This window comes from Vibrio sp. FF145 (genome assembly GCF_041439075.1).
Classification (GTDB): Bacteria; Pseudomonadota; Gammaproteobacteria; order Enterobacterales; family Vibrionaceae; genus Vibrio; species Vibrio tasmaniensis_A.
In genome coordinates this window covers 39,955-52,202 of the sequence record NZ_JBGONH010000004.1, presented here as the reverse complement: position 1 = coordinate 52,202, position 12,248 = coordinate 39,955, and the positions used below count along the sequence as shown (strand labels likewise).

The following is a 12,248-nucleotide window of genomic DNA, read 5'->3' as shown; positions in this document are numbered from 1 at the left end:
GGAAGCAATGATGAGCTTATTAGATGTCAAAGATCTGCGCGTCGAATTTACCACGCAAGATGGTATCGTAACCGCAGTAAACGACTTGAACTTCTCACTTAACCAAGGCGAAACGCTGGGTATTGTTGGTGAGTCGGGTTCAGGTAAATCACAAACGGTATTTGCACTGATGGGACTGCTGGCGAAGAACGGCATCATCTCAGGTAGCGCAAAGTTTGAAGGCAATGAAATTCTTAACCTGCCTGAAAAAGAGCTGAACAAAGTACGTGCTGAACAGATCGCGATGATCTTCCAAGATCCAATGACGTCACTGAATCCTTACATGAAAGTATGTGACCAGCTGATGGAAGTACTGATGCTGCATAAAGGCATGGGTAAAGCAGAAGCGTTCGAAGAATCAGTGCGTATGCTGGAAGCGGTGAAAATCCCTGAAGCACGCAAGCGCATCACTATGTACCCGCACGAGTTTTCGGGCGGTATGCGTCAGCGTGTGATGATCGCAATGGCACTGCTGTGTCGCCCTAAATTGCTTATCGCTGATGAACCAACAACGGCACTGGATGTAACCATTCAAGCGCAAATTATGGAATTGCTGAACGAACTTAAAGATGAGTTCAATACGGCAATCATCATGATCACCCATGATTTGGGTGTTGTTGCTGGCTCATGTGACAAAGTACTGGTGATGTACGCAGGTCGTACAATGGAATATGGCACGGTTGATGAAATCTTCTACGAGCCAAGCCACCCTTATGCGGAAGGCCTGCTTAAAGCAATTCCTCGTTTGGATACCGAAGGTGAAATTCTACCGACGATTCCAGGTAACCCACCTAACTTACTTCGCCTACCAACAGGTTGTCCTTACCAAGACCGTTGTCACCGTGTAATGGACCGTTGTAAGCAAGAAGCACCGATTCTACAGCCATTTGCTAAAGACCGTCAGCGTGCTTGTTTTTCAGACTGGGAGACTTGGACAAAATGAGTAAAGAATTACTATTAGATATTAAAGACCTAAAAGTTCACTTTAGCATTGCGGCTAAGTCTGCTTGGCCTTGGGCGAAACCATCAAACCTTAAAGCAGTCGATGGTGTTGATGTTCATCTTTACGAAGGCGAAACGCTAGGTGTGGTAGGTGAGTCTGGTTGTGGTAAGTCGACTTTTGCACGCGCAATTATCGGTTTGGTTGAAGCGACTGAAGGTCAAGTGATGTGGTTAGGTCAGGACCTGACTAAGATGCAAGAAGTGAAACGTCGTGAGACTCGTAAAGAGATTCAGATGATCTTCCAAGATCCGTTAGCATCACTCAACCCGCGTATGTCAGTAGGCGACATCATTGCTGAGCCTCTAGAGACTTTCTTCCCTGAACTTTCTAAACAAGAAGTGAAGGACAGAGTTAAAGAGATGATGGCAAAAGTTGGTCTACTACCCAACGTAATCAACCGTTACCCACATGAATTCTCTGGTGGTCAGTGTCAGCGTATCGGTATTGCACGTGCACTTATCTTGAAGCCTAAGATGATCATCTGTGATGAACCTGTTTCTGCACTGGATGTCTCTATCCAAGCTCAAGTAGTTAACCTTCTGAAAGAACTACAGAAAGAGCTTGGTTTGTCTTTGGTATTCATCGCGCACGATTTGTCAGTGGTTAAACACATCTCTGACCGTGTATTGGTGATGTACTTAGGTAATGCTGTTGAGCTAGGTGAATCAGATGCCTTGTTCTCAGACCCTAAGCACCCATATACCAAAGCGTTGATGTCTGCAGTTCCAATTCCAGATCCTCGCTTAGAGCGGAGTAAAACCATTCAGATGCTGGAGGGTGATCTACCGTCACCAATCAATCCACCATCAGGTTGTGTGTTTCGTACTCGTTGCCCGCAAGCAACAGAGGCGTGTGCGCAAACTAAGCCAACTATTCAAGGCGATGACGTTCACGCAGTATCTTGTTTGCACGTACAAGTCTAGAGCCTATTTAAAACGGTTCAGCCTGTGACAGGCTTAAGCGCGACTAGTTATTAGAGTCGCGCTTTTTTTGTGTCTAAAGTTCCATATTAAATAAGCTTCATCAAATAATTTGAACAACTAAGCCAACTTCTTCTAGTTTAGAAAAAGTTGGCTTTTTTTATACTAGAGAAAAGTATGGATGACAGAGGTTTGGATATGGGCAAGTTAGTTGAAGGTGTTTGGCATGATGTTTGGTACGACACCAAAGAAAGTGGTGGCAAGTTTGTTCGTGAAGATGCAGGCTTTCGTCACTGGGTAGAGAATAAAGCGTCCGCGCAGTTTCAGCCTGAAAGCGGCCGTTATCACTTGTACGTATCATTGGCTTGCCCTTGGGCGCACCGCACCCTTATCTTCCGAGATCTTAAAGACCTAACCGATCACATTGACGTGACGGTGGTTTGCCCAGACATGATGAGTGATGGTTGGCAAATGGGGTTACCTGAACCTCTGTTCGGCCATACGCGCATGCATCAAATCTACACTCAAGCCAAACCTGACTACTCGGGTAGAGTGACGGTGCCTGTGTTGTGGGATAAAAAGACTAACACCATTGTGAGTAACGAGTCGTCTGAGATTATCCGTATGTTTAACTCAGAGTTTAATGAACTGACAGGCAACACCGATGATTACTATCCGTGGGAACTGGCAAAGAAGATTGATGAGTGGAATGACTATATCTACCCAAACATTAACAACGGTGTGTACCGAACGGGCTTTGCAACGACACAAGAAGCCTACGAAGAAGCGTATGATGCGTTATTTGAAGCCTTAGACAAAGTAGACGCTCACCTTAGCGAACATCGCTATTTAGCGGGTAACGAGATTACAGAAGCGGATTGGCGCTTGTTTACCACTCTGGTTCGATTTGATGCCGTTTATGTTGGGCACTTTAAGTGTAATAAGCAGCGAATTTCAGACTACGTCCATATTCAGGGCTACTTAAAAGAGCTCTACCAGGTCGAAGGCATTAAAGAGACGACCGATTTTTATCACATCAAGCGCCACTATTATTACAGCCATACAGGTATAAACCCAACCCAAGTTGTGCCGAAAGGACCTGCGCTAGACTTAGAATCAGTCCATGGGCGAGGTTAGATTAATCTTAAGAGCATCAAGTAACCTTAAGCGTTAGATATAAAAAAACCCTAGATAAGAATCTAGGGTTTTTTGCTTTCTACAAAAGAAAAATTAGTTAATTACTTTTTCTTCAGCTTGAGCTGCTTGGTCTGCTTGGATAGCCGTTAGAGCTACTGTGTAAACGATATCGTCTACTAGAGCGCCACGTGACAAGTCATTTACTGGCTTGCGCATACCTTGAAGCATTGGACCGATAGACACTAGATCTGCTGAACGCTGTACCGCTTTGTAAGTCGTGTTACCCGTGTTTAGGTCTGGGAATACGAATACTGTCGCTTTACCTGCAACTGGAGAGTTTGGCGCTTTAGAAGCGGCTACGTTTTCCATGATTGCTGCGTCGTACTGAAGAGGACCGTCGATCACAAGATCAGGACGTTTCGCTTGAGCAAGTTTGGTTGCTTCACGTACTTTATCTACGTCTGCACCTTTACCAGATTCACCAGTAGAGTAAGAGATCATAGCAACGCGTGGGTCGATACCGAATGCCGCAGCAGAATCTGCAGATTGGATAGCGATTTCAGCAAGCTGTTCAGCTGTTGGATCTGGGTTGATCGCACAGTCACCGTATACCAGAACTTGATCAGGTAGAAGCATGAAGAAGATTGAAGATACGATAGAAGCATCGGGTGCTGTCTTGATGATCTGGAACGGAGGAACGATTGTGTTCGCCGTAGTGTGAACAGCACCAGAAACTAGGCCGTCAACTTCACCAGCTTCAAGCATCATAGTACCTAGGAATACTGAATCGTCTAGCTTCTCACGAGCGACAACTTCAGTCATACCTTTAGCGCCACGAAGTTCTACTAGACGAGCTACGTAGTTTTCGCGAACTGATGCAGAGTCGATGATCTCAACGCCAGCGCCTAGCTCAACACCTTGTTGTGCAGCAACACGACGGATTTCTTCAGGGTTACCTAGAAGTACACACGTTGCGATACCGCGCTCAGCACAGATAGCCGCAGCTTTAACTGTACGTGGCTCGTCACCTTCAGGAAGAACGATGCGCTTAGCCGCTTTACGAGCAAATTCAGTTAGCTGGTAACGGAATGCTGGTGGGCTTAGACGACGGATGCCTTGAGTACCTTCAGATAGAGAATCAATCCAAGGGCCATCAATGTGGCTTGCAACGTGATCGTTAACGAACTCGATACGCTCTTTATCGTCTGCAGGAACTTCTAGGTTGAAGCTCTGTAGGTTTAGAGACGTCTGCCAAGTGTTACCTTGAGCTTTGAAGATCGGTAGACCTGAAGCGAATGCTGGTGCACAAAGGTTAGCAATACTTTCTGGAATGTCGTAACCGCCAGTCAGTAGGATTGCGCCAATCTCAACACCGTTTTTCGCAGCAAGAGCCGCAGCAACGATAACGTCAGGACGGTCTGCAGAAGTTACTAGTAGTGAACCTGGCTTGAAGTGCTCAATCATGTGCGGTAGAGAACGTGCACAGAAAGTGATGCTCTTAATACGACGAGTTGAGATTTCACCTTCGTTAACGATTTCAGCGTTAAGGTGCTTAGCCATATCAACCGCACGAGTTGCGATTAGGTCGATGCTCCATGGCACACAGCCAAGAACACGGATAGGGCTAGAATTGAAGATTTGCATTACTTCAAGGTTCGCTTGCTGAGCGCTGTCTGCATCATCAAAGATTTCAGATAGGTCAGGGCGAGTACGACCAGCTTCATCAACAGGAGCATTAAGCTTGTTGATGATTACGCCTTTGATATTCTTGTTTTTTGTACCGCCGAAGTTAGAACATGCTACTTCGATACGCTCTTTAAGTTGCGTAGGGTTGTCAGTACCAGGAGTCGCAACGAATACGATCTCTGCGCCAAGCGTTTTTGCGATTTCTGCGTTCACTTGGTTTGCAAACGGGTGCTTACGAGTAGGGACTAGGCCTTCGATTAGCGTTACTTCAGCGTCTTTGTTGATTTTGTTGTATTGCTCAACAACAGATTCAAGAAGTACATCCATTTTTTCACTACCGATCAACGCTTCAGCTTTAGTCATCGCAATTGGTTCACCAATCTTGATGTCGCTGTTTGTGCTAATGATAGTTGATGTTAGATCTGGTTGATCGCCACCGCTACGAGGTTGAGCGATTGGTTTGTAGAACGAAACACTTACGCCTTTGCGCTCCATCGCGCGAAGAACACCCATGCTTACACTAGTAAGACCAACACCAGCGCTTGTAGGGATAAGCATAATAGTACGGGACATTGAGGAGTACCTTTAACTATTGGAATGAAAAAAGCTCAACTCCTGTTCCTACCAACATTTATATAGGGGTAGGAATAAAAGTTGAGCCCCATTTTTCTTAGATAAAAATCTGACTAGCGTCGAGTGAAGCTAGTCAGAAAATTCGATTAAAGACCTGCTAGTTCAGCTGTATCTTCTGCAATCACTAGCTCTTCATTAGTAGAGATAACCATTGCTGGTACACGGCTGTTTTCAGTCGTGATAGTACCTTCGCCGCCGAAACGAGCTTTAAGGTTAGCTGCGCTATCTACTTCGATACCGAAGAATGCAAGACGGTTAAGAACCATTTCACGGATTGGCGCTGAGTTTTCACCGATGCCACCAGTGAATACGATAGCGTCAAGGCGACCTTCTAGGGTTGCAGTGTAGCTTGCAACGTATTTAGCTAGACGGTGACAGAATACGTCCATTGCACGAGTAGCTTCTTCTTTCTCGCCGTAGTTGTCTTCAACGAAACGACAGTCAGAAGTTACTTGAGTTAGACCTTGTAGGCCAGACTCTTTAGTGAACATTGTGTTGATTTCATCAACGCTCATGCCAAGTTTGTCATGTAGGTGGAACATAACAGCAGGGTCAAGGTCGCCACAGCGAGTACCCATTACAAGACCTTCAAGAGGAGTAAGGCCCATAGAAGTATCTACAGATTGGCCATTCTTGACTGCACAAACAGATGCGCCGTTACCTAGGTGACAGTTAATGATGTTAACTTCTTCAATAGGTTTGTCTAGAAGCGTGGCACACTCACGAGTAATAAATAGGTGAGATGTACCATGTGCACCGTAACGACGAATACCGTGATCTGTGTATAGGTTGTATGGAAGCGCGTATAGGTAAGCTTCTTCTGGCATTGTCGTGTGGAAAGCAGTATCAAATACAGCAACGTTTTTTAGTGCTGGGAATGATTTTTGAGCTGCTTTAATACCGATAAGGTGCGCAGGGTTGTGAAGAGGAGCGAAAGTCGCTGCATCTTCGATACCTTTAATTACTTCATCAGTGATTAGTGCTGATGAAGTAAAGTTTTCACCACCATGCACAACACGGTGACCGATTGCTGCAAGGTTTTCAGAAAGTTCTGGCTTAGAAGCAAGAATAGTTTCTACCATGAAGGCTAGTGCTTCTTCGTGTGCTGCGCCATTACCTAGTTGAGCTTCGTGTTTACCATCAAGTTTCCACTTGATACGAGCTTCAGGAAGATGCAGACATTCTGCAAGACCTGTTAGATGCTCGTCACCAGATACTGCGTCAACTACAGCAAATTTAAGAGAAGAACTACCACAGTTTAAAACTAAAACTAGCTTAGACATTAATGACTACCTGTTTATTTTTCTGATCGAAATCAGTTAAGGATGAAAATTAATCTCAAGAATAGTCGAAGCACATAGGCTTGCGTACTAACCTTGGTCAAAAAAACGTTAATTTCCGTATAAAGTGAAAGCGCTCTTTATCAAAAAGAGGCTTGTGCATTCCTTGCAGAAGTCTTCTCAAAGTTGCTTAAATTGTAAATAAGGGCAACAATGAGATTGAGGCCTGCAAATAATAGCGATATTGTGCAAATATAACAAAAAAATTTGAAAGAATATTATTTTTCGTCAAATTTTTGTGTTTTTAGTTGATGATTTCAACTTTTTTTTAATGGGAGACTCATATGAGCAATAGAGTTGGTTTAGCTAGTAGTTTAAAAGATGGCCAAAAGTACATGGATCTCTGGCCCGTCCGAAAAGAGTTAAACGCGATCTTCCCAGAACAGCGCATTATTAAAGCGACCCGTTTTGGCGTGAAAGTGATGCCTGCGATTGCTGCTATTAGTGTTCTTACACAAATGGTCTTTAATAATTACCAAGCGATGCCACAAGCTGTGGTCATGGCTTTGTTTGCAATCAGCTTACCGCTTCAAGGCATGTGGTGGTTAGGTAATCGCTCAAACACACAACTTCCACCTGCGCTAGTCTCGTGGTATCGCGAACTTCATGAGAAGATCACTGAAACGGGTTTTGCGTTAGAGCCAATGAAGTCGCGCCCTCGTTATAAAGAATTGGCGATCATTTTAAATCGCGCATTTCGTCAGCTAGATAAATCCTCAATGGAACGTTGGTTCTAATGAGTTTCAACTCTCCTCTTGTCTGAGAGCAACTATTCTTCATTGATGGTTTGTTCTCAGGTTTGACTTTAATATTTTCACTTCGTTTTTATTCATCTCGCTCCCCTCATTCCTTTTTTCTCTTACTACTCATGTAGTTTCTTACCTTTCAAATTCTGCCTCTCGCTATTTCACGCATTTTTCGAGCCTTGTTGTGTTTTTGTTAAATATAACTTCAAGTTATCAATGGTTACTGGTAATAATATCAATAGTGATGTTGTTCTCTTTGAGCGAGCAATAACGAGTAGAGCTTGATTCAGGGAGCGATAATGAGTTCTGTAAAAAAGGTATTGGCAGCGGTCGTAAGTTGTCTGTTGTTGCTATGGACAAGCAATGTAATGGCGAATGTTGCCAAAGTTTCGGTTTCACAAGTTATTGACCATCCAGATCTGAATGCAACACGTCTAGGGCTTCTTGAAGGATTAAGAGCTAAAGGTTATGAACCCGGTAAGAACTTAGAGTTTTCTTATGAAATGGCTGGTGGCAATCCCGCTCAGGCAGCAAAAATAGCCAGAGAGTTAGTTAGTGAGAACCCTCATGTATTAGTTGGCATCGCGACACCGACCTCTCAAGCGTTGGTTTCAGCGACTCGAACGATCCCGATTGTGTTCACCGCGGTGACAGACCCTATCGGAGCAAGACTTGTTAAACAATTGGAACAGCCGGGACGAAATGTCACAGGCCTTTCTGACTTATCACCTATTTCCCAACATGTATCTCTTATTAAAGAGCTACTCCCCAATGCAGTTTCAGTCGGTGTGGTTTATAACCCAGCAGAGGCAAATGCTGTTGCTTTAGTAGGGCTGTTAAAGCAGGCAACACGAGACTTTGGCTTTACTTTGCATACTGAAAAAGCGTTGACCATCGATGATGTAGAAGAAAAAACAGCATCCGTGGCTAAGAGATCTGATGTTATCTACGCACTAACTGATAACACGGTGGCAAGCGGTATCGAAGGACTTATAAATGCTGCAAACCAAACTGGCACACCCGTGGTTGCAGGAGCAACGTCTTATGTTGGCAAGGGAGCAATCGCTGGATTAGGTCTAGATTACTATGACGTCGGGGTGCAGACCGCTGATTATGTGGCCGCTATTTTGAACGGACAAAAACCAGGGAAGTTGAATGTCAAAACAGCTCAAAGCTCTCAGTTGGTAGTTAACCTAGATGCCGCTCGTATGCTTGGTTTGACGCTACCTAAGTCTGTGGTTGATCGTGCGATAGTCAGTCGTTAATAGGTATTTACATCAAAAAAATCATGTTTGATAAGTCACTTTGTTAACAGGGACTTAAACCATCATAATGAACAACATTAGTCGACTCTCACCATTAGCTGCGATCTATTTTATTCATTTTTAAGTAGTTATTTACCCGATAGGTGCATCGTTAATACCAACTTACATTATTTTACATCGAGAGGGCTGTCGATTAATGTCATAATATTAATGGAACTAATGAAAATAACTGAGCGCTAAGAGCACATTCTATGAAAGTAAATAGGCACTTTAGCCTTACCTTTGTCTTCGGCTTTCCCGCTGTGATCGCGACCATGTTACTTGGGCTGATAGGAAAAAATTATTTTGATGCGGTTGAAAAAGACATCAGCAGTGAGTTTCAGCGTATTGAAGAAGTGTTTAAACGAACGACCAAAATTGTTACCGCTCTAGATTACAGCTTCTCTAATTACTACAAATCAGGAAACCCTCTTTTCCTTGATCACAATAAGCAAGTGGTTGACGGTCTTTGCCGAATTTGGCCCATTGACGTATTACTTCTTGCTGACGGAAAAACCGCAGATATCCCCTCTGTCGATATCGACTATATGTTGGTTGGTCAAGAACCCCTTTGTAATGAAACCAGTGATAGCTATAAAAGTGCGTCAGAAAAAATTGCTCTCGCGCCAATTCTTTCATTTTTGTCCCAGCTTGATGAATATCACAACGGCGTACACTTTATAGATACTCGTGGTTATGTGATCTCTTCGCCTGAAGACTTTGCTAAAGAGCTAGGGAAAGAACTACTTTCGACCATAAAAAGCCGCCCGTATTGGCAAAGAACCGCCAACAATCCAGAACAATTGACTTTAACGGGTCCTGCGTATCGATTTGACTCTCTTGACCGTATGATAAGCATGACGATTCCGGTGTTTCATAAAGGGACACATCAAGGAATGCTTTCTGTTGAGATTGACGCAAGTAAACTGCTTGCGAGTTCGAATGAGCACTTAGCCGGTAGAATCGATATTATTGATACCACCTTGGTTAATCCGGTTGACAGCGCTACTTTCTATCACGCGATACAACTGGAAGGAGTCACCTCTCATCACGCGATGTACTACGAATTAGATTTTGCCAAAGAGGTGGAACACTTTTTTGTCTACGAGAAAGACAGCCTGATTGTCGCTATCATCGTATATCTATTCTCTGTAACGCTCTTTTTCTTCGTTAACTCCAATATTGAACGTGGTTACTTCAAAGAGCTGGCAGCTAAAGATCCGATGACCGGGCTGCTAAACCGTAGGGGACTGGAAGCTTTTTGGCGCAGTGTGGAGCATGACCAGTTATTCGCCTTGACTGTATTTGACATTGATAATTTCAAGTTGATTAATGATACCTTTGGGCATGACAAAGGGGATGATGTTATTCGCTACATGTCCCGCCAGATAAGTAATAGCATTCGAAGTAGTGATGTCGCAGCAAGGTTTGGTGGTGAAGAGTTTGTCGTTTATCTAAAAGGTGATGATCGTGAAACGTTAATGAGGACATTAGAGCGTGTTAAAAATGCTGTCTGTGCGAACTCAGCTAACATTGTACCTAATGGTTTTACTGTCTCTGGTGGTGTTTGCATTACTGAAGCTGAGCATAACAACCTAAGCTTTGAAGAGATATTCAAACACGCGGATGAAAAGTTGTACGTGGCTAAGACGACAGGTAAAGACCGTATCGTATTTTAACCACGCTATTGAACTTCTATGCTAGAGAAGAAGGGCAACTAACTCACACAGTTTGGCGATGTTCCTCTTGATAACGCTGAAGGCGCTCTACAATAGGTGGCGCTTTCTTGAAAGTACGAATTTCTTTAAATAGTTCGTTCGCTTCAGGGTAGCCTTTACTTAGATAAACAAACCACTGCTTCACTCTATTGGGGTAGTACATGCCTTTGTCCCCTTTTATTTGAAACTCTGAATAGCGTAGCAAAAGTTCGATGACTTTATTCCACGGCATTTTTGGGTAGTTGTGCTTAACGACGTTGCCAAGATTTGGAATGTTGAAAGCGCCACGACAGACCATCAATGAATCGACGCCAGTGGCTTCTATGCAATCTTGACCATCTTGATAGTTCCAGATTTCCCCATTAGCAATCAAAGGTAGAGACGTTTTTTCTCTTATTTGATTGATGTAATCCCATTTAATTTCGCTGGCTTTATAGCCGCCAACTTTGGTTCTTGCATGCACAGTAAGTTCGTCTGCCTTTGCTTGTTCGATAGCGTCGACAATTTCAAAGCACTCTTCCGGGCGTTCCCAACCCAATCGAATTTTCGCAGATACGGGAATGTGTGCTGGCACCGCATCTCGACAAGACTTCACCACTTGATAGATGAGTTCAGGTTCTTTTAGCAGTGACGCACCACCATTACTTTTATTTACCGCTTTTGCAGGGCAACCAAAATTAAGATCAATGCCTTTAGCGCCTAAACTAGCAGCTTGAAAAGCATTCTCGGCCATCCAATTTGGGTGTTGTCCTAGAAGCTGGAGATGGATTGGAACACCAGCCATGGTTTGAGAGCCTTGATGCAATTCAGGGCAAATACGGTGAAAAACATGCGGAGGAAGAAGTTGATCAACTACGCGCACAAATTCCGTCACACAGAGATCGTAATCATTGATCTCTGTGAGAATTTCACGCATTAGATGGTCTAAAACGCCCTCCATAGGGCCAAGTATTACTCGCATTTGCTTTACCGAAACTGAGTGGATCGAAAATTAAGACGCGTGATTGTACGGGCAAGTTAAAAGCTTGTCACTATGAGCTAGGTGAATCTGACGTAACAGTTATTTCACCGGTTAGAGGGAAGTAGTTGAGCCTTGGTAAATCTTCGCCTAGCGAGTAACCATCAGTGTAGTAGTAATAGCAGCTCGGATCTGATGTATACCAAGCAACGATCGGTTCTTCTGAAGGGAATACTGAGCTACCGTGATCTCTAACGGTGAGGTCAGTATTCATGAGCGCCCGCCAAAGCCTTGCGCAGTCACTCCCTCTAATTGCAGTCCCCGAATTAATCGGTAGTTGATCAACAGCGATTGGAAAACCAGTCGATGAAGGATAAACGCTGCCTTCACCATAATCGACATCTTGATTAAAATCAGGCTCTCCATCAACAAGCCACTGTGAGTGGTAAAGGTTAACCGCAGTTCGAAAAGAAGAAAAAGCACCTTGAGCTATGGCTTCATGGCTATCGCGTTGGTAATTTAGAAAGCGAGGAGCTGCGGTAACGGTAAGTATGCCTAAAATAACGACGACAGAGACTAGCTCTATCAAAGTAAAACCATTTTGGTGTTGTTTCATAATGCATTCTATATGTAACTAAATATTTCAACGACTCTTTTACACTTCAAACTTAAATTTTCAAAATGAAATAAGTTTAGTTTGCTGAATGGAACTAAAGATAATGTTTGTGTGGCTACTGGTAGGTGTAATTAATCATAGAGCTATA

General features: G+C 43.7%; 10 protein-coding genes. 6 read left to right on the top strand and 4 right to left on the bottom strand.

Features of this window, described 5'->3' with window-relative positions:
• Nucleotides 1-10: 10 nt before the first annotated feature.
• The 3 genes from ACED42_RS02745 (at nt 11) to ACED42_RS02735 (ending at nt 3,099) form a co-directional block, all read left to right on the top strand.
• Nucleotides 11-982 carry an ABC transporter ATP-binding protein gene (locus ACED42_RS02745; RefSeq protein WP_009848635.1) on the top strand — a complete coding sequence of 324 codons (972 nt, stop codon included), beginning with the start codon at nt 11-13 and terminating at the stop codon, nt 980-982.
• Nucleotides 979-1,965, top strand: a complete 987-nt coding sequence (gene oppF, locus ACED42_RS02740; protein ID WP_017062172.1) for a murein tripeptide/oligopeptide ABC transporter ATP binding protein OppF — start codon at nt 979-981, stop codon at nt 1,963-1,965. The genes ACED42_RS02745 and oppF overlap by 4 nt, the downstream gene beginning before the upstream one ends.
• Before the next feature lie 195 nt (nt 1,966-2,160).
• Nucleotides 2,161-3,099: a glutathione S-transferase family protein gene (locus tag ACED42_RS02735; RefSeq protein WP_371701382.1), complete on the top strand. Its 939-nt coding sequence runs from the start codon at nt 2,161-2,163 to the stop codon at nt 3,097-3,099.
• 93 nt (nt 3,100-3,192) lie between these two features.
• On the opposite strand, the gene pta is transcribed toward ACED42_RS02735, so the two are convergent.
• Together pta and ACED42_RS02725 are read right to left on the bottom strand one after the other, a co-directional pair.
• Nucleotides 3,193-5,358: a phosphate acetyltransferase gene (gene pta, locus ACED42_RS02730; RefSeq protein WP_371701323.1), complete on the bottom strand. Its 2,166-nt coding sequence runs from the start codon at nt 5,356-5,358 to the stop codon at nt 3,193-3,195.
• Nucleotides 5,359-5,504: 146 nt separating this feature from the next.
• Nucleotides 5,505-6,701, bottom strand: coding sequence for an acetate kinase (locus tag ACED42_RS02725; protein WP_017099050.1), 1,197 nt, complete (start codon nt 6,699-6,701; stop codon nt 5,505-5,507).
• Between the two features lie 341 nt (nt 6,702-7,042).
• Here ACED42_RS02725 and yfbV point away from each other — a divergent pair, with 341 nt between their 5' ends.
• From yfbV to ACED42_RS02710, 3 genes are all read left to right on the top strand, one after another.
• Nucleotides 7,043-7,495 (top strand): terminus macrodomain insulation protein YfbV, encoded by a 453-nt coding sequence (gene yfbV / locus ACED42_RS02720; protein WP_017099049.1) that lies wholly within the window; start codon nt 7,043-7,045, stop codon nt 7,493-7,495.
• A 308-nt stretch (nt 7,496-7,803) separates the two neighbouring features.
• The gene (locus ACED42_RS02715) at nt 7,804-8,769 is read left to right on the top strand and encodes an ABC transporter substrate-binding protein (protein WP_371701321.1); all 966 of its coding nucleotides are present in this window, start codon (nt 7,804-7,806) and stop codon (nt 8,767-8,769) included.
• A gap of 251 nt (nt 8,770-9,020) precedes the next feature.
• Nucleotides 9,021-10,487, top strand: coding sequence for a GGDEF domain-containing protein (locus ACED42_RS02710; protein ID WP_371701320.1), 1,467 nt, complete (start codon nt 9,021-9,023; stop codon nt 10,485-10,487).
• A gap of 43 nt (nt 10,488-10,530) precedes the next feature.
• On the opposite strand, the gene dusC is transcribed toward ACED42_RS02710, so the two are convergent.
• Together dusC and ACED42_RS02700 are read right to left on the bottom strand one after the other, a co-directional pair.
• Nucleotides 10,531-11,487, bottom strand: coding sequence for a tRNA dihydrouridine(16) synthase DusC (gene dusC / locus ACED42_RS02705; RefSeq protein ID WP_371701318.1), 957 nt, complete (start codon nt 11,485-11,487; stop codon nt 10,531-10,533).
• A gap of 70 nt (nt 11,488-11,557) precedes the next feature.
• Complete coding sequence (locus ACED42_RS02700; RefSeq protein ID WP_065677951.1) at nt 11,558-12,100, bottom strand: prepilin-type N-terminal cleavage/methylation domain-containing protein; 543 nt, start codon at nt 12,098-12,100, stop codon at nt 11,558-11,560.
• Nucleotides 12,101-12,248: the final 148 nt, after the last annotated feature.